The organism is Kribbella sp. NPDC056345 (assembly GCF_042262745.1).
Taxonomy (GTDB): Bacteria; Actinomycetota; Actinomycetes; order Propionibacteriales; family Kribbellaceae; genus Kribbella.
Genome location: NZ_JBHJQQ010000008.1, coordinates 71,399 through 88,090 on the forward strand (window position 1 = coordinate 71,399; position 16,692 = coordinate 88,090).

The following is a 16,692-nucleotide window of genomic DNA, read 5'->3' on the forward strand; positions in this document are numbered from 1 at the left end:
TCCTCACGCGGGCGGGTTGCGGTCATTCGAGCGGTACGCCGAAGCTGGTGGCGACCAGGAACGGTGCTGCAGTGGTCCGGATCGGCCGGGTGAGCTGCTCAAGGGTGAGCTTGAGACCGGCCGCCGCCACATCGGCGTCGACCCGGGCCGTGCCGATCACCCGGCCGAGCCGGGGTGAGTACACCGCGTGGGCGACGGCACCCACCGATTCGTCCTCCACCACCAGCCAGCTGCCAGGGTCCGGGATCGCCTGCAACCGATCGGAGGCGATCCAGCAGACCGGGCGGCGCGGCGGACCGGCCTCCCAGTGCGCGACAAGAGCATCCTTACCGATGAAGTCGTGACCGAAGTCGACCATCCACTGCAGGCCGACCTCGAACGGCGTCACGCCGGCCGCTTCCTGTTCCAGGTTCGCGAACCGCATCTCCATCCGGCAGACGTTCACGGCTGCCAGACCGACCTGCCGCGCACCGAGATCGACCAGATGCTCGCGCAACTCGTTGCCTGCAGCAACCGGTACGTGCAGTTTGTAGCCGTATTCGCCGGTGACTCCGGTGCGGCTCACCAGGAGCTCCAGTTCGTCGCGCCAGGGCGCCGTGACGAAGCCGGCGTACGAGAGTGAGGTGATCGGGAACGGCAGGAACTTCTGCGCGATGGCAGGCGCCTGTGGGCCCTCGATGCCGAAGACGCAGTACTCGTCAGCGACATCCTGCACGGTCACGTCGTGCGCACCGGTGTTGCCAGCGGCAACCAGGTACTCGGTCGCGGCGGCTGCCTGGGCCGGCCAGATCTCGATCAGGTAGTCGGTGCCGTGGCAGTGGATCAACACCTCGGCCAGCACTGAACCGTCCGAGTTCAGCAGCAGCGCCGAGGAGATCTGCCCCTCGAGCAGGAAATCGACGCTGCGGGTCGACACCTGACTGAGGAAGGCCGAGGCCCCGCTACCGGCGATCCGGAGCAGACCGAGGCCGGTGTAGTCGATCAGCCCGCACGCACTGCGCAGCACTTCGTATTCGGCCACGGTGTCGGAGTAGACGCTCTGCATGGTTCTCCCCTTCATTCGCTGTCACTTCGTTCGGTCACGACGAGCCGGGTCGTCATCACCACGTCACGGCCGACAGACGCCTGGCCGGTCACCGACATGAGGCTGCCCATCCTGGGACCGGTCTGGGCCCGGATGAGCAGCTGGTCGCCGGGCACCACCGTGCGCAGGAACTTGGCCTGCTTGATCTCGGCGAGGTACCCGACCCGCTCCGCGACGTCGGCCACCAGGTCGCCGGTGGCCTGGGTCGCCGCCGCGCTGCCGTAGATCACTGCGGCGAGCTGTGCGACACATTCGACGAGCAGTACACCGGGGTACAGCATCCGGCCGGGAAAGTGGCCGGCCAGCACCGCGTCGGAGGCGGTGACGTTCTTGATCGCCTCCGCCCGTACGCCGGGCTCGACCGAGGTGACCCGGTCCAGCAGGAAGAACGGGTACCGGTGCGGGAGCAACCGTGCGATCTCGTCGGCCGACAGCCCTCCCGGTCGCACGGACGGTGCCGCGGTCACCGATTGCCTGCCACGTAGTCGACGAGACGGTTGAGCGAGAGCAGGCTCTCGGTGTCGTCGTCGGTGATCATCACACCGAACTTCTCCTCCACGGCCATCGCCAGTTCGAGGGTGTCGATGGAGTCGAGCTCGAGTCCTCTGCCGAACAGCGGCTGGTCGTCGCCGATCAGCTCCGGATCCACCGAGAGGCCGAGCCGGTCCACCAGCAGGTGTTTGACCTCACCGCACAGGACCTGCCGAGCCTTTGCGGCTGTCTTCGTCTCTTCCAGCGTTGCCACCATGTGGGCCACTCCTGTCGCGTTGTTGGGTGGGGCGTTCAGCAGGTCAAGCCGCCGTCGATGACGACAGAGGCTCCGGTCACATAGGCCGACTCGGCACCGAGCAGGAACCGGACCACCGGCGCCACGTCCGCCGGCGTACCGATGCGGCCGAGTGGCACTCGTTCCATGAAGGCGCTCAGCTGGTCCTTCGGCATCGAGCGCGTCATCGCGGTGTCGACGAAGCCTGGAACCACCGCGTTGACCCGGATGCCGTAGCTGCCGAGTTCCTTTGCCAGCACCCGGACCATGGCCAGCACACCTGCCTTGGAAGCGGCATAGTTCACCTGTCCGGCAGGCGCGGCCAGGCCGCTGGTGGAGGCGACCGCGACGATCGCGCCAGTACGCCGTACTGCCATCAACCGCGCTGCCGCACGGCAGACCAGGAACGACCCGGTGAGGTTCGTGTCGAGGACGGACCGCCATTTCTGCTCGCCCATCATCAGCGCGTAGCCGTCACTCGCGATGCCGGCGTTGCTGACCAGGCCGTCCAGCCTGCCGTGGTCGGCGCGGATCCGCCGGAACATCCGGTCCACGTCGGTGGGCTCGGCGACGTCGGCCTGGACCAGCTCCGCGTCCGGCTGCAGCTCGCGGACCTGATCGAGTGCTTGCTTGGCCTGCTCTATGTCGCGCCGATAGTTCAGTAGCACCCGGCTGCCGGCGGCGGCCAGGTCCATGGCGACGCCGAGACCGATGCCCTTGGTAGCGCCGGTCACCAGGACCACCTGTCCGGACAGGCTCATGACTGGCTCACCGCCAGCGCACCCAGTGCTTCGCAGCCGGTCAGATGCCTGGCGGTCCGGATCATGTTGCGTCCCAACCCGGTCAGCACCCGGCCGGGGCCGACCTCGACGAACGTGCGCGGGCCGCTCCGGGTCAGTGACGCGACGGTGTCGGTCCAGCGCACCGGCCGGGTGATCTGCCCGCCGAGGAGCTTCCGGTACTTCTCGATGTCATGGACCACACCACCGGTCAGGCTGGAGACGAAGGGCACCCGCGGTGCTCGCAGGTCAGCCGCCGCCAGTAGCGGCGCAAGCTCACGCTCGGCCTCGGACATCAGCGGTGAGTGGTAGGCGCCACCGACCGGCAGCCGCTTCACCCGCAGGGCGCCAGCCGACTGGGCGGCCTCGATCAACCCGCAGACCTCATCGGTTGTCCCCGACACAACCACCTGCCGGGGTGCGTTCAGGTTCGCCATGACCACGATGCCGCCGCCGACGGAGAACCGCGCGCACAGATCGGTCACCTGGTCATCCGACAGCCCTGCGATGGCGGCCATCGCGCCTGGCTGACAGCGTGCGGCATCTGCCATCGCTCGCCCTCGCCGGGCCACGATTGCCAGCGCAGCTTCCCAGCTGAGGCAGCCCGCCGCGACAAGTGCGGCGTACTCGCCCAGGCTGTGCCCGGCGACCGCAACCGGCCGGCAACCGGCAGCGGCGAGCTCGGCTGCCAGCACGCTGGACCAGACGAAGATCGTGAGCTGAGCGGCCTCGGGATCGGCCAGTGTCCGCTCGTCCGCCCGGGTCATCAGCTCGCCGATGGCGACTCCGGTCAGCTGCTCTGCCTGGACGATCAGCTCGCGCGCTTCGACGCCGCAGCGGGCGAGCTCGCGGCCCATCCCGGGCCGCTGACTGCCCTGACCGGGAAAGACGAACGCCGTGGCGATCATCGCGCCACCTCGGCTTCGGTGGCGACCGCCCAGCACAGGGCGAGTTCGGGACCGAGCGCATCGCCGGCGGGCAGGACGCCGCCGGTCAGAACGACCCGGTCGTTGGCCAGCTCTCCCCGGAGGCCGATGGGCCGGACGCCATCGATATCGGCCCTGCCGACGATGATGTCGCGGTAGCACGCGCCGGCCGGCAGACCGCCGACCACCTTGACCACGCACTCCTTGATCCCGAACAGACGGGCCAGACGCGTCAGCTCCGCCGTACCAGGCAGTTGCTCGGCGTCCCATTCGGTGGTGTCGAAAATTCGTCGCAACCACGCCGGACCGGTACGCCGTGCGGCCAGCGCGAACCGTTGCTGGTCCAGCAGGTCGACACCGGCACCGCGCAACCGGCCTGCGGGCACCCGGCAGGCATCGATGGCAGAAATCATGAATTGCTCCCAACACGCGCTAGATCGGGGGGCGGGGCTCGGCTATTTACCTTCCGAGCAGTTGCTGGCGCGGGACAGGATGGAATGCTAGGAATCGCTTCGGCGCACTGTCAAGGAATACACCTATGGCTGATTCCTGTCAGCTGGAAAATGCCCGCCAGGAGATAGCAGGGATCAGCCATGGCGGGTTCGATTGCTTGACACCCCGACAACCCGGACACCAATCTTGGCGCAGCCGCCACGGCCGGCAAATTGTTGAGAGTCGCACCACACGAGATTTATGGAACTTCTTTCATTTTCTCACAATCGAGCGGAAGGAAACGGCCTATGCCGCGCTGGGTCGAGACTGCGCCCCGGATCATGCGCCAGGCATTCGTGGAGACGAGTGTCCGGGTGCGCTGGTCCGAGTGCGACTTGCAGCGCCATGCCTACTACGGCAACTACATGACCTGGTGCGACCTGGGCCGCGAGGCGTTCGCCCTGGCCGCCGGCGTCGACTACCGGGACTACCTGGTCACCACCACCGAATTCCACATCCGATTCCACACACCCGCCCACTACCTCGACGACCTGCTGATCCGGACCTGGACCGCGCCGCTCACCATCCGCCTGGACTGTCATTACGAGATCTACCGCAAAACCGGTGGGCAACTGATCGCCGAGGCGAAGTCACAACACGCACTGGTGGACCCGCAGAAAGGACTTCGCCTGACCGGCCCGGCGTCCTGGCACGAGAAATTCGAGGCATTTCTCGAAAATAGGAAGGCTTCGTTATGAATGAGCTCCCGACCGATCAACTGGCCGCGCAATTGCGCGGTGAAATCGTCATCCCGGGTGATCCCGGCTACGAGCACGCCCGGCACGTCTACAACGGCATGATCGATCGCCGGCCCGCCGTGATCGCACACTGCCGCGGCGTCGCCGACGTGGTGCACTCGGTGCGCTTCGCGGTGGCGCACGATCTTCCGGTCGCCATCCGCGGCGGCGGCCACAGCGTCGCCGGCCACGGGACCTGCGACGACGGTCTACTGGTCGACCTGTCCGGCATGCGCGACGTCCGCGTCGATCCGGTGGCGCGGACCGTGCGGGTCTCGGGTGGCGCCACTCTGGCTGACCTGGATGCCAACACGCAGCTGTTCGGTCTGGCGACACCCAGCGGCCAGGTTTCGATGACCGGCATCGGGGGGCTGGCGCTGACGGGTGGCATGGGGATGCTGCAGCGTCGCTACGGCCTGACCTGCGACAACCTGCTATCCGCCGACGTGGTCACCGCCGACGGCACGGTCGTCACCGCCAGCGCCGACAGCCACCCGGAGCTGTTCTGGGCGTTGCGTGGCGGCGGCGGCAACTTCGGCGTGGTGACCTCGTTCGAGTTCCGCTGCCATCCGGTCGGCCCGACCATCCTCGCGGGCATGGTTGCCTGGCCGGTCGAACAGGCACCCGAGGTGCTGGCCTTCCTGCGGGACTTCATCGTGGACACCCCCGAGGAGCTGAGCGCGGATGCGGTCATCCAGTTCGCCCCACCGCTCGACGTCATCCCAGAGGAGCACCGCGGCCGACGACTGATCGGGATCTTTCTGCGGTACTTCGGCACCGACCTCGACCCCGAGGTGGTGCGGCCGGTCCAGGAGTTCGGCTCACCGGTGCTCGACTTCATCTACCCGATGCCGTACGTCGCGGTGCAGCAACTGCTCGACCCGCTGAACCCGAACGGCAACCTGCACTACTGGACCGGCGAATACCTCCCCGAACTGGGCACCAAACAGATCGAAACCCTGGCCTCGTACGGCGCCACCCTGCCGACCGACCACTCGATCATGCAGGTGATCCCGTTCGACTGCGCCGTGACGAGGGTCGAGCCGGACGCCACCGCGTTCAGCCACCGGGAGGACAGCTGGCTGATCCACGTCATGGCCCAGTGGACAGACCCCACCGACACCGACCGCTGCCAGACCTGGGCCAAACAGGTAGGCGCGGACCTACGCGCAGTCGGCTCTGGAGACAGCTACCTCAACCTCGTCACCGACGAGGAGGACGTAGACCGAGTCAGCGCCTTCTGGAACGAGGACCGGCTGGCCCGCCTCGCGAAGGTCAAGGCGCAGTACGACCCGAACAACACCTTCCGCTTCAACCACAACATCTCACCGGCAAGTTAGTTTGTACTCGCGGGAATCGTCGACGGAGTTCGGTTCGTCAACCACCAGTTTCTGAGTGAAGGTGAACTCCTCACCGGCCTCCGCGTCGGGCTGGAAGTCGGTCTGGACGGTCTGAGTGCCGGCGGATGCGAAGTCGCCGGTCGCCGGCCTCGAGTCCCCCGCCGGCTTCGACTCCCAGTGGTATGTGACGGTTGCGGCGGCGTCCGTCGTGATCCTGGCCTGCACGGTGACCGGCTGACTGCAGTCGACTGTTGTCGACTCGAGTTCGACCAGCTCGACGTCGGTCACCGGTCCGCCACGCCCGCGGAGAAGCAGCGACCAGACGGCTACCGACAACGCGATGGCTATCACGGCCACCACGACAAGGAGCCGGCGGGCGATCGGGGACGGACTGGCGGCGGCGACCACCGGTTCACGCGCGCCTGCTCCCGGATCGACGATGTGAGCAGGGGCCGTCGAGAGCGCCGGCTCGGGGACCGACCGCAGGACGAACGGCTTGGAGATCTCCCGCTCGAACGCCGATTCGGCGGCCAGGAAGCGCCGGTAGGTCGCGATCACCTCCGCCCGTGCGGTGGCGAGGTCGGCGTCGTCCACCTCGCTGACCCCGCCTCCGGCGAGTACGAACCCGTAGAGCAACTCCAGCGGCCGGCCGAACTGGTCGGTCACCGGCCCGGACAACCACCCGAGGTCACCGTCCCCGAGCCGTTCGCTTCGATACACGAGTACGACGTCACCCGCGGCCAGCCCGTGGACCGGGGTGATCTCCACGGCCGACTCACCACCGGCGGCCCGGTCGAGGACGCCGTACTCGTTGCTCTCGGCAAGGAAGTCCGGAACCAGCAGCGCCTGGTACCCCAGCTGACGGCCACGGGCGACCAGGAAGGCCCAGCCGTGCGGCGGTGAATCCGGCACCTTGGTCACCGTCCACCGAGTCGCGAAGCAGGCAACCGTTCCTCGAGCTGGTGCAACTCCGCGGCGAACTCGCCCAGCACGCGCGCACGGGCCGCTCCGACGGTCACAAGCTGGCGCCGGGCGTCGCGTCGCTGCTCGCCGGTGGCCCTCGCTTCCTCCGTCGGCACGCCTGCCATCCAGTCGAGAAACATACCGATCACCTCACGCCCGGCCGATCCGCCGACGACGTCCTGGAGCCTCCGGCCGAGCGCCGCACCAGCTGGACGATTCAGGAATGACGTCATCGAGAACCGTGACTCCACCCGGGATCTGGCGTCCGCGGCCAGCTGCCGGCGGACGGCCGGATCGAGGGATTGCTCCACTTGCCGGAAGAGATCCGGAAGGATGGCGGTGAGTGGCACCTCGACGTTGGCCGGGTGGATCTCACCGTTCGGGAGTTTCCGGACCCGGCCGTCGGTGTCCATCTGGGCGAAGTCCGGACCGACCGCGCTGACCGGGATCAACCGGATGATCCGGCCCTCCCAGCTGTGCGTCTCGACGAGCGCCTGCAGCTGAGCGGTCCGCAGCAGGGCTTCGCGGACGAGGCTGAGCCGGAGGTTGTCATCCGCATCGGCCGGCTCACCGAATCCGCGGATCAGGTCCCACTTGGTCAGGACGAAGTGGATCGGGCAGGTCGCGCCGGCCATCATCCCGGTCATCGGCTGGATCGAGCTGCGGAAGTACCGCAGCCCGGCGGGCTCGCCACGGAGAAACTGCAGGACGCGATAGCCGTCCAGCATTCCGAGCAGTCCGTGGGCGTTCCGGATCCGCGCCTCCAGATCGCTGAGGCCGGTCGAACCCGGCGCCTGCTGCGACTCCAGCAGTTCGCCCGCGTAGTCGAGATAGCTGATCGTGAACAGCTGATGCTTGGTGCCCTGGTGGAACGACATGCAGTCGAAGACGAGCTCCCGGGTCTCGCCCGTGCGCGTGCCCCGCGGCCACGGCTCGGTCGTGTCGCTCACCTCGTCGAACACTTTGCTGAGATAGATCCGCTGCGCGGCCGCGGTCTCCAGGAAGTACGAGCGAGTCGCCGTCGGCACATTCACGGTGTGGAACATGCTCGACAGATAGACCGTTTTCCCCGACCCTGCGATGCCCAGGGCAACAACCCGGAAATGCGGTACCGGGACCGGGTGATCGGCGGCCGCGGCAGCAGGTACGCGGACCGGTGCTGCCACCGTCACCGCGAAGACACGCTCCCGGAGCACAAAGGCGTGGATGGTGGCGGCGCCGATCAACAGGATCAGGATCACCGAGATGTTCAGCGAGAGGAAGGCGACAAGGAGCGCGACGTAGCCTGCCGCGGCCAGCCAGAGGGCGTTGTTCCTCAAGCGCACGGCGGCGTGAATGAAGGGCACGAAGGCCAGCAAGCCCAACGACAGAAGGGGAATCAGCGCCCACAGGATCGAGCCGATCCCACGTCCGACACTCGGCTGCGCGGCGACCGGCTCGGTAGGCGCTGGAGGTGAAGCGGGCTTGGCAGTTGTAGGCGCTGTCTCGGCATTGGCTGCCGGCTCGACGGCCGCCGGAGGGGCCTCGTGTACCGGGACCGGCTGGAGTGGTTCGTCCGGGGGATCGGTCTCGACGTCGCCCGGAGGCGCGACAGCCTCGGCCGGTGCCTCCGCGACCGGCACATCCTCCGGTACGGATGGCTCCTCGGCCGCGAGGACGGTCACGGTGACCGGGAGGTCGACTTCGCCGGTCGGGCCTTTGAGATTGAGGGTTCCGGTCCGGGTGCCCCCGGTGTCGACGGAGATGTCGAGGCCGTCGGGTATCTCTTCGACGTGGATCCAGTCGTCCGAGGCGTGCGGCGTACAGATCCTCGCGACCGGCGGGCCGAGCAGGCTGAGGACGAGGTGCGGCGGTTCCGCGCCTGGACGGACCTGCTCGAACCGCAGTTCCGTTTCGCTGGGACGCAAGGTCGCTTCCTGGATGGCCGCTTGCGCGGGGCCGGCGACGTACTGGATGTCCGTCCGCGCGATCTCCACCAGCGCCTCGTGCGCCCCGACTGCGGCTGGGAGATTGTCGCCGAGTAGCCGCGACCGCAGCTCACTGACCGCGCCCAGACGCGAGAACATGTTGACATCGGTCATCGCGGCCTGCAGATCCGCCGGAATGGGCTGTGGCTTGATCCGCCGTCGGCGGCTTCTGGCCAGGTACAACTCCCCCTGCATCTCCACGTCCCGGCTGGGCGTCTGGTGCGGGGTCTGCGCACGCACCCGGTCGAAGACGTAGTCGTACAGTTCGTTCAACGAGACCCAACCGTCCTCGTCCCGGTCGGCGTCACCGGTGGCCAGCCCCTCCACCAATGCGGTCGTGAACACCGACGGACGGCTGCTGTGGTCGTCGGCCAGTTCGTCACCTTCGAACGCGTACTCGATCGAGTTCGACGCGGTGATGACCGCCCGCCCCCGGCCGCCACCGACCCGATTACCCGGGAAGCTGTCCAGGACGTTGGCATCTCCGGACGACCGGACCGCGACCCCCTTGCCGAACGCCCCGCCGTAGCAGCAGTCCAGGAGCAGTACGACGCTGCGCGACCGGCTCGCCTGCATACACCGCCGGACGAAATCCGCCGGGATCGCAGTAGAGCTGAGCCGGTTCGGCCGGGTGTTCCGGGCGGCGAAGAAGAGTTCGCCCGACTCGCTCTTCAGGCCGTGGCACGAGAAGTGCAGCAACAGCACGTCGTCCGGCTGACTCTCCGCCAGCAAGTCCTCGATCCGCGTCTGGATGACGTACGACGGTTCGTTGCGAACCGTCTGTACGTCGAAGGCCCCGATCTGGCCGTCGCCCAGAACCCGACCGAGCGCCTCGGCATCGGCGGCCGGCGACCTCAGATGCCGGAGACCCTCATGGTCGTAGTCGTCGTTCGCGACGATCAGAGCTCTGCGCCGGCCGTCCACTATTCGTCCCCGGGGCGGGCGTGCCTGCTCACGAACAACTCGATCAGCCGCGTCTGCTCGGGGGCACTGACCTCCGACAGTTCCAGGATGTCGCCGTCGAGCTCCAGCCGCACAGTTCGTTTGACGCCGTCGCCTCGCGCCAGCCAGTTCCTGATGACAGCCACCACCTTGCGCACACCCTCAGTGGCTTCGCTGAAGGTGACCAGCAGCCCGCCGATCGCCAAGAACTCGAGGGCTCGCGTCCCCGGTGGTGGCTCGCCCGCCGGCAGCGCTGTGACGTCCTCGACGTCCAGCTCCAGCAACTCCCGCCGAAGATAACCGGTCAGTTGATCCAGTCGCTCGGCATCCGCACCTGACTCGGCAAGCTGAACTCGCAGCTCCCCCACGATCGCCCCCTTGATTCACTGGCGACGACCGCGCGGCGAAGCCCCTCCCCTACACGCGATGTCACCTATATGTCACCCAGAATAGACCTCCACCCGCACGGGCCGCTACGAATATGGCGGGCTGACCGGAGTCATGTTCCGGTCAGCCCTACGAACCGTCGTGGCTACGGATTGACTGTGACCACCGTGCCCCCGATCTCGGCGGAGCCGTTGGAGTAGCTGACCCGGCCGAGATACTTCGTCGCCGGGGTGAGGCCGGTCCACGACACCGTGATGTCCGCCGAGCCGCCGATGGTGGCGGTCGCCGTACTGGACGTCGCCGTCATGTTGCCTGTGGCGGTGCTCGGAACGAGCCAGCGGAACAGGGTGTAGACGGCGTCCGCACCATCGGTCTCGAAGCCGTGCGCGTAGAGGCGATAGGTGCCCGCGCCGGGCTTGGCGACGTCGATGAGTTCGGCGCTGGTGGTGGTGAAGCTGGCCCCGACGAGGGTCAGCACACCTCCCGCGCCGACCCGGTACAAGAACAGGTCGATGTCGTCGTTGCCGTCGGTGAACTCGTCGAACAGCTGCACCCGCAGCAGCGGCGTGCCGCTGGGCACCGCGAACTCGTGCACCTGGATGCCCTGGTTGGTGTCCGGAGCATTCGCGTTGAAGTCGTTCGCCGGGTCGTCGACGATCGTCCTCGTCTCGGTCGTCGCGGCTACGAGACCTTGCGGCGCGACGTTGAAGCTGCCCGAGTAGCCGAACTTGACGGCGTACTGGAGCGATCCGGTCGCACCCGTGCCCGCCGCGGAGGCCGGCGCGGCGATGATGACCGGACGGATCACCAGCGGGCTTCGCACACTGTGACCGGCGCCGTCCGACCAGGTCAGCGCCCCGAAGCTGTACTCGTCGAAATCAGCGTCGGCGGTCGACGTGAACGTGACCTGGTACGACGCCGTGGCGCCGGGACCGAGGGTCAGCACGCTCGGGTTGACCACGACGTCAACCCCTGGCGGTGCGGCGACGGAGACCGTGTAGGTCCCGGCCGGGCCGACGTTGCGCACCGTACGCGTCACCGTCCGGACGCCCGCGAGCGCGCGGACAGTGATCGTCGCAGCGTTGAAGTCGGTCGCAGCGATGACCGGCGCCGGGGTGGTGCCGAAGCAGAGCGTGCACAACCCCTGGCTTCGCAGGAACGCCCGGTAGTCGTCGAACCCGGCCGGGTAGACGAGACCGGGATCCGCCGCGCTGTTGGGCACGATGTGACCCGCACCGAAGTCGAACGGGTCGGCCGGCGTACTGCCGTCCTCCTTCAGGACGTCCTGCCGGGCACTCGTCATGAGCGCCGACTGCATCATGTCGGGCGTCCAGCCGGGATGCCGATCCCGCAGCAGTGCGCCGATGCCGGCGACGTGCGGGCTGGACATCGACGTACCGGCGATCGCCTGGAACAGCTGGCCCGGCGCGCCGACGAACGCGGTCGGGGTGTTGCCGGCCAGGATCTGAACGCCGGGCGCGGTGACGTCCGGCTTCAGCAGGTCACCCGTGCTCCGCGCGCTGTCGACCAGCGGTCCGCGGGACGAGAACGCCGCCATGGTGTTGCCGCCACCGAAGGCCTTCGCGCCACCCGACAGCGCTGCCGTCGGAGCACTGGTCGCCGCGATGTACGCCTTGATCGCGAGGCCGTCGGAGTTGCGGATGTGGACAGCCGGCACATAGTGGTTGTCACTCAGCAGCGCGTCGCTCTGGTCCACCGTGTAGAGGATCATCCCGACGCCACCGGCGTTCTTGACCCCCAGGCTCCGTGCGGCTCGGGAGAAGCTCCCCTTGCACAGCACGATCTTGCCCGTCACAACCGCCGGGGAGAGGCCGGACAGGCAGCCCTCGTTGCCCGCCGCTGCACCGTCGACCAGCGGGGTCGCCGCGAGCCCCGGTGTGACGGAGGCACCTTGGAAGGTCGCGCCGCTGCCGAGCGTCGCCGTACCGACGAAGGAGCGGTTCTGGGTGCTCGCACCGACCGTCGTCAGCCACGGGCCGCCGTGGTCGACCGTGCTGGGACCAGGTCCGGAGTTGCCGGCCGAGGCCGCGACGAAGACACCGGCCTGCCGCGCGAACAGGAAGGCGACGTCATCGGCGTCAAGGAAGTCCGGGTCGTCGTCGCCGATCGAGTAGTTGATGACGTCGACACCGTCACCGACCGCCGAGTCGATCGCGCTGACGAGGTCGGTCGTGGCGCAGCCGCCCGGCCAGCAGGCCTTGTAGGCCGCGACCCGGGCGCGGGGAGCCATCCCGCTGACCGTGCCGAAGCTGCGTCCGAAGATCGACGCGTTCACGCCTCCGTTGCCGCCCGCGGTCGATGTGGTGTGCGTGCCGTGGCCGTCGTGGTCGCGCGCCGAGATGTAGTCGTCCTTCAGCGAGCCGCCGAAGTGGCCGAAGCCCTTGTGGAAGTAGCGGGCGCCGATCAGCTTGTTGGTGCAGTGCTGCTGGCTCCACAGCTGGCCGGACTGGCACGTCCCGTTCCAGCCGGCCGGCACGGGGCCGTAGCCGGCGGCAGCGAAGCTCGGGTGCTCCGGCCAGATGCCGGTGTCCACCACACCGATGATCACGCCGTCCCCGGCGCTGCCCTGCCCGCCGAGCTGGCTCCAGAGACCGCCGGCGGCGTTCAGTCCGAGAAAGGTCGGCGTGTTGTCGGTCTTGACCTGCGACAGCTTGTCCCGCTGGATCGAGACCACGCCGGGCGTCGTGCGCAGCTTCGCCAGCTGCGCCTTGGTGAGCGTCGCCGCAAACGCGTTCAGCGAGTACTCGTAGTCGTATTCCCGCGTCGCGCCGACGCTGTTCGCCACCTGGGCGTGCCGGGAGCGCAGGTAGTTGACGTACCGCTGGACCTTCGCGTCCTTCTTGTTGAACCGCTTTCCGGCAGCCGGCTTCGTCGCCGGGTAGCCGGCAATCCCGCCTGCGTATGCACCTGCGGGTGCCTCATCGAGCAGCACCAGGTAGACGTCGCTGGCGCCCGCCTTGCCGCTGTCTGCGGGCGCTGCGCCCGGACTCTCCCCCTGGGCCCCGGCCGCACCAGTGGTGGCCGTGGCAACGATCAGGCACGAAACGAGGACGACGATCCATCCCCCCATGAGTCGCTTCATCACTCTCCCCTTCAGACGACGAGCATCCGGCCGCAGAGCACGGCGGAGTCTGGCGAGGTCGCGATGGTGCCCCCGGCGTCATCGCGGTGGCCCCCTGAATCCACCATGCACCCGGCCGGGCTGCTGCGCCAGATGGCAAATCGGGTGAAAGGGTGCCGTCGTGACTTGCGCTACGAGGCTTCCGAAGTACCTGGCATCTGCTGGTCAGGAGGCCTGATCCAGCGCGCATGACGAAGGCCCCCCGACCGGCATACCGCCTGGTCAGAGGGCCTTCCGTAGTAGCGGGGGCAGGATTTGAACCTGCGACCTCTGGGTTATGAGCCCAGCGAGCTACCGAGCTGCTCCACCCCGCGCCGCTGGGTTTAGATTAGTGGATCCGCGCCAGGCAACCAAATCAGTTATTGGTCTGCCCGGAAATCCATGTCCCGCGGGGAGGCGCGCGGCGTACCGTCGCGGGTATGTCTCGACTCGACATCCGGCCGTTCGAAGCGACGGATCTGCCCGCGGCGGCAGCACTACTGGCCGAGCGGCACCGGGAGCATCGCAAGCGGCATCCGCTGTTACCGGCCGGCTACGAGGAAGAACGGCGTGCGCTGGTTGAGGTGACGGCTGTCTGGGACTCGGCCGATGCCTCCGGCACCGTACTGCGGGACGGCGAGGAGGTGACCGGGTACTTGCTCGGGGCACCGAAGAAGTCTCCGGTGTGGGGACCCAACATCTGGGTGGAAGCTGCCGGGCACGCGGTGCGTGAGGCAGAGCACATCAGAGACCTGTACGGCGCGGCCGCGACCACGTGGGTCGACGCCGGACGGATCGCGCACTACACGCTGGTCCCGGACGACACCGCGCTTCTCGACGCGTGGTTCCGGCTGGCGTTCGGTTCGCAACAGGCACACGCGATCCGGCCTGTGCCTGAGACCCCGATTCCTGCGCCGGCGGGGCTGACCGTGCGGCCTGCCGTTCGGGACGACATTCCGGTCCTCGCGCAACTGGATCTCACGCTCCCACAGCACCAGGGACTGTCGCCGGTCTTCTCCGCCGGCACCCTGCCGACGTTGCAGGAGGCGCTGGACGAGTGGGAAGAGGACTTCGATGATCCGGAGTACGTGACTTTTGTGGCCGAGAGCAACGGCCAGGTGATCGGGTCGTCGATCGGTTCGTCGATCGAGAAGGGCTCGACACACAGCGGGCTGGCGCAGCCGGACAACGGGGGTTTCCTGGGGTTCGCCGCGGTGCTGCCGGAGGCGCGTGGTCTGGGTGCCGGGCGGGCATTGGGTGAAGCGGTCTTGAACTGGTCCGCCGAGATGGGCTACGACTCCGTCGTCACCGACTGGCGGGTGACGAACCTGTTGTCGTCGCGCGCCTGGCCGGCGCTCGGCTTCCGGCAGACCTTCCATCGCCTGCACCGCTTGATCGGGCACTGATTGTCCACAGATTCGGAAATCGGCGGTGCGGGAGGGCAACGATCGCTGCATCTTCTTGGGCAAGAGGCGCCACGCGAAGGAGTGCGGCGCCGAGGTAACCCCTTGGAGGCAGCCATGTTGCGATCGTCCCGTCCTTCCCGAACCGTGCCACGCCTGAGCCGTATCGTGAGGACCAGCAGTGCGGTCGTCCTGGCCTCCTTGGGTGTCTGGACGGCTACCACCGCGGCAGCCGCCGGAGCCTCGGCGCCGTACGCCGCGTCCTCCCCGTCGATCGAGCAAAGGGCACGCACCGTGGACGGCTTCGTGATCGAGCATCTCCCCGGCGGCATCGGGACACCGAGCGACTTCGAGTACGAATGGGAGGACGTCGTCTTCCACAGCCGGGTCTGGGAGACCGGACCGGATCCGGAGGGCGCCTTCAAGGTCGACCTGACCGTCAAAACCCTGCGCGGCGCCAAGCTCACCGACCTCGAAGCACTCAAGGCCTTCCTCGCCGAATACGAGGAGAAGGATCCCGGCGCATGGCAGTTGCGCCCGGTCAAGATCGGCCCGTACGACGGTCTCGCGGCCGACGACGAGGTGTTCTACTTCGTCTCCCCCGGCCTGGCCGCCGAGGTCTCCCTCGACCGCACCCGCTTCACCGAAGACGACCTCATCAACACCGCCACCGGCTTCCACCCGGAAACCTGAGGGACGATGCTCGACGGTTCAGCGGCCGAACGAGCGCTCAGCACCGTCCCACAATGGCGCGCACCAACCACCCCGTGACGACGACAACGCGCCGCCGTCCATCGCGGCACAGCCGCCCAACCCGATCCGACTCAAGCGCCTTCAGAAAACACGCCTTGTCAGGTGTACCAGTGAACCCAGTCGGCGGTGATGGTCTCGACACTGCCCAGACTGGTGAGTGGTCCGCGGCGAAACGGGGAGTCGTCGCGGATGCATTCGGTTTTGTCGAGCCCGATCGTGGTCTGGGCCAGAGCGTTGTCGTAAGCGTCGCCGACCGTCCCGATCGACAGGTTCAGGCCGTGCAGTTGCAGGATCTCGGCCAGGTGCAGTGATGTGTACTACGGTCCCGCGTCGGACTGGTGAATCGTCTTGTCCTGCAGGGGATTGCCCTGTCTGTCACGCGACGCCGCGGCCCGGGCGATGGCCCGTTTCGGCGGACGCGGTGTGCTTGCTGGTGGACGATTCCCAGCCGACGATCCGTCCGGCGAAGGCGTCGATCACGAACGCGGCACAGGCGAACGTCGCGGTCGTCAGGCGGACGTAGGTGAAGTCACGGTTGAGCAGGCCTAGTACCCGGGTCGCGGCCGGCTCCGCGATCGTGGTGCGGATCTTCTTGGTCCTGGTCACGCCGTGCCAGCCGTTGGCCTTCATCAGCCGCTCGACCGTGCAGCGTGCGACCCGGCCGGTACCTCGGTCACCGTGATGTCCCACAACGCCCGCTTCGACGGCGCCCGAACCGTGGCACAGTCATGCGGAGGAGTCTGGCAGCTACCTCCCAGACGTAATAGGTTCTCGGAGCGATCCTGCAGCCCTGCGCGATCAGCGCACGGCACATCGAAGCGACCCCGAACCGAACCTTGTGCTCGGCAACGAACCAGCAAATCAGTGCTGTCGCGAGTCACTCTCCCGCGCGAAGCACTCGTCGCCGACTCCAAGATCTCGGCCGTGCGCCCCAGTTCGGCGTTCTTCCGCTTCAACTCCCGGATCTCGCGCGCCGACTCCGACGACACTCCATCGGCCTGTCCCGCATAGACCTGATGCCTGCCGAACCGA

Annotated in this window: 14 protein-coding genes, 1 tRNA gene and 1 pseudogene; 4 read left to right on the forward strand and 12 right to left on the reverse strand. The window is 67.7% G+C overall.

Annotation, left to right across the window (positions count from 1 at the left end; translation table 11 throughout):
- Positions 1–22 precede the first annotated feature (22 nt).
- The 6 genes from ACFCV3_RS26970 to ACFCV3_RS26995 are packed head-to-tail and all read right to left on the reverse strand — an operon-like array spanning position 23 to position 3,968.
- On the reverse strand, positions 23–1,045 hold the full coding sequence (locus tag ACFCV3_RS26970; RefSeq protein WP_376034372.1) for a glycine cleavage T C-terminal barrel domain-containing protein: 1,023 nt from the start codon (positions 1,043–1,045) through the stop codon (positions 23–25).
- An 11-nt stretch (positions 1,046–1,056) separates the two neighbouring features.
- Positions 1,057–1,551: a 3-hydroxyacyl-ACP dehydratase FabZ gene (gene fabZ / locus ACFCV3_RS26975; protein WP_376034374.1), complete on the reverse strand. Its 495-nt coding sequence runs from the start codon at positions 1,549–1,551 to the stop codon at positions 1,057–1,059.
- On the reverse strand, positions 1,548–1,832 hold the full coding sequence (locus tag ACFCV3_RS26980) for a phosphopantetheine-binding protein (RefSeq protein ID WP_376034376.1): 285 nt from the start codon (positions 1,830–1,832) through the stop codon (positions 1,548–1,550). Before ACFCV3_RS26980 ends, fabZ begins: the two co-directional genes overlap by 4 nt.
- Positions 1,833–1,867: 35 nt before the next feature.
- Positions 1,868–2,611, reverse strand: coding sequence for a 3-oxoacyl-ACP reductase FabG (gene fabG, locus ACFCV3_RS26985; RefSeq protein WP_376034377.1), 744 nt, complete (start codon positions 2,609–2,611; stop codon positions 1,868–1,870).
- Complete coding sequence (locus tag ACFCV3_RS26990) at positions 2,608–3,537, reverse strand: ACP S-malonyltransferase (RefSeq protein WP_376034379.1); 930 nt, start codon at positions 3,535–3,537, stop codon at positions 2,608–2,610. Before ACFCV3_RS26990 ends, fabG begins: the two co-directional genes overlap by 4 nt.
- A complete protein-coding gene (locus ACFCV3_RS26995; protein WP_376034381.1) occupies positions 3,534–3,968 on the reverse strand; it encodes a 4'-phosphopantetheinyl transferase superfamily protein in 435 nt (144 codons plus the stop codon). The genes ACFCV3_RS26990 and ACFCV3_RS26995 overlap by 4 nt, the downstream gene beginning before the upstream one ends.
- 327 nt (positions 3,969–4,295) lie before the next feature.
- On the opposite strand from ACFCV3_RS26995, the gene ACFCV3_RS27000 reads away from it, so the two are divergent.
- Positions 4,296–4,745, forward strand: coding sequence for an acyl-CoA thioesterase (locus tag ACFCV3_RS27000; RefSeq protein WP_376034383.1), 450 nt, complete (start codon positions 4,296–4,298; stop codon positions 4,743–4,745).
- A complete protein-coding gene (locus ACFCV3_RS27005; protein WP_376034385.1) occupies positions 4,742–6,124 on the forward strand; it encodes an FAD-binding oxidoreductase in 1,383 nt (460 codons plus the stop codon). The genes ACFCV3_RS27000 and ACFCV3_RS27005 overlap by 4 nt, the downstream gene beginning before the upstream one ends.
- Here ACFCV3_RS27005 and ACFCV3_RS27010 read toward each other — a convergent pair.
- The 5 genes from ACFCV3_RS27010 to ACFCV3_RS27030 form a co-directional block, all read right to left on the reverse strand.
- The gene (locus ACFCV3_RS27010) at positions 6,110–7,036 is read right to left on the reverse strand and encodes a hypothetical protein (protein ID WP_376034387.1); all 927 of its coding nucleotides are present in this window, start codon (positions 7,034–7,036) and stop codon (positions 6,110–6,112) included. The genes ACFCV3_RS27005 and ACFCV3_RS27010 overlap by 15 nt on opposite strands.
- Positions 7,037–7,041: 5 nt before the next feature.
- Entirely contained in the window at positions 7,042–9,978 is a 2,937-nt protein-coding gene (locus tag ACFCV3_RS27015) for a caspase domain-containing protein (protein ID WP_376034389.1), read from the reverse strand.
- Positions 9,978–10,364, reverse strand: a complete 387-nt coding sequence (locus tag ACFCV3_RS27020; RefSeq protein WP_376034391.1) for a hypothetical protein — start codon at positions 10,362–10,364, stop codon at positions 9,978–9,980. The genes ACFCV3_RS27015 and ACFCV3_RS27020 overlap by 1 nt, the downstream gene beginning before the upstream one ends.
- A gap of 164 nt (positions 10,365–10,528) precedes the next feature.
- A complete protein-coding gene (locus tag ACFCV3_RS27025) occupies positions 10,529–13,486 on the reverse strand; it encodes a S8 family serine peptidase (RefSeq protein ID WP_376034393.1) in 2,958 nt (985 codons plus the stop codon).
- A 279-nt stretch (positions 13,487–13,765) separates the two neighbouring features.
- Positions 13,766–13,839, reverse strand: a tRNA-Met gene (locus ACFCV3_RS27030).
- Between the two features lie 105 nt (positions 13,840–13,944).
- Between ACFCV3_RS27030 and ACFCV3_RS27035 the strand changes: the two genes are divergently transcribed.
- Both ACFCV3_RS27035 and ACFCV3_RS27040 read left to right on the forward strand, forming a co-directional pair.
- Positions 13,945–14,910, forward strand: coding sequence for a GNAT family N-acetyltransferase (locus ACFCV3_RS27035; protein ID WP_376034395.1), 966 nt, complete (start codon positions 13,945–13,947; stop codon positions 14,908–14,910).
- 165 nt (positions 14,911–15,075) lie between these two features.
- Complete coding sequence (locus ACFCV3_RS27040) at positions 15,076–15,600, forward strand: hypothetical protein (RefSeq protein WP_376034397.1); 525 nt, start codon at positions 15,076–15,078, stop codon at positions 15,598–15,600.
- 164 nt (positions 15,601–15,764) lie between these two features.
- Here the strand turns inward: ACFCV3_RS27040 and ACFCV3_RS27045 are convergent.
- A pseudogene (locus ACFCV3_RS27045) lies at positions 15,765–16,682 on the reverse strand (DDE-type integrase/transposase/recombinase); the annotation flags it as partial.
- Positions 16,683–16,692 lie beyond the last annotated feature (10 nt).

Bases quoted from the DNA above. Each gene is read 5' to 3' on its own strand.
- ACFCV3_RS26970 (WP_376034372.1), bottom strand. From the start codon at position 1,045: ATGCAGAGCGTCTACTCCGACACCGTGGCCGAATACGAAGTGCTGCGC.
- ACFCV3_RS26980 (WP_376034376.1), bottom strand. From the start codon at position 1,832: ATGGTGGCAACGCTGGAAGAGACGAAGACAGCCGCAAAGGCTCGGCAG.
- fabG (WP_376034377.1), bottom strand. From the start codon at position 2,611: ATGAGCCTGTCCGGACAGGTGGTCCTGGTGACCGGCGCTACCAAGGGC.
- ACFCV3_RS26990 (WP_376034379.1), bottom strand. From the start codon at position 3,537: ATGATCGCCACGGCGTTCGTCTTTCCCGGTCAGGGCAGTCAGCGGCCC.
- ACFCV3_RS26995 (WP_376034381.1), bottom strand. From the start codon at position 3,968: ATGATTTCTGCCATCGATGCCTGCCGGGTGCCCGCAGGCCGGTTGCGC.
- ACFCV3_RS27000 (WP_376034383.1), top strand. From the start codon at position 4,296: ATGCCGCGCTGGGTCGAGACTGCGCCCCGGATCATGCGCCAGGCATTC.
- ACFCV3_RS27005 (WP_376034385.1), top strand. From the start codon at position 4,742: ATGAATGAGCTCCCGACCGATCAACTGGCCGCGCAATTGCGCGGTGAA.
- ACFCV3_RS27025 (WP_376034393.1), bottom strand. From the start codon at position 13,486: ATGAAGCGACTCATGGGGGGATGGATCGTCGTCCTCGTTTCGTGCCTG.
- ACFCV3_RS27035 (WP_376034395.1), top strand. From the start codon at position 13,945: ATGTCTCGACTCGACATCCGGCCGTTCGAAGCGACGGATCTGCCCGCG.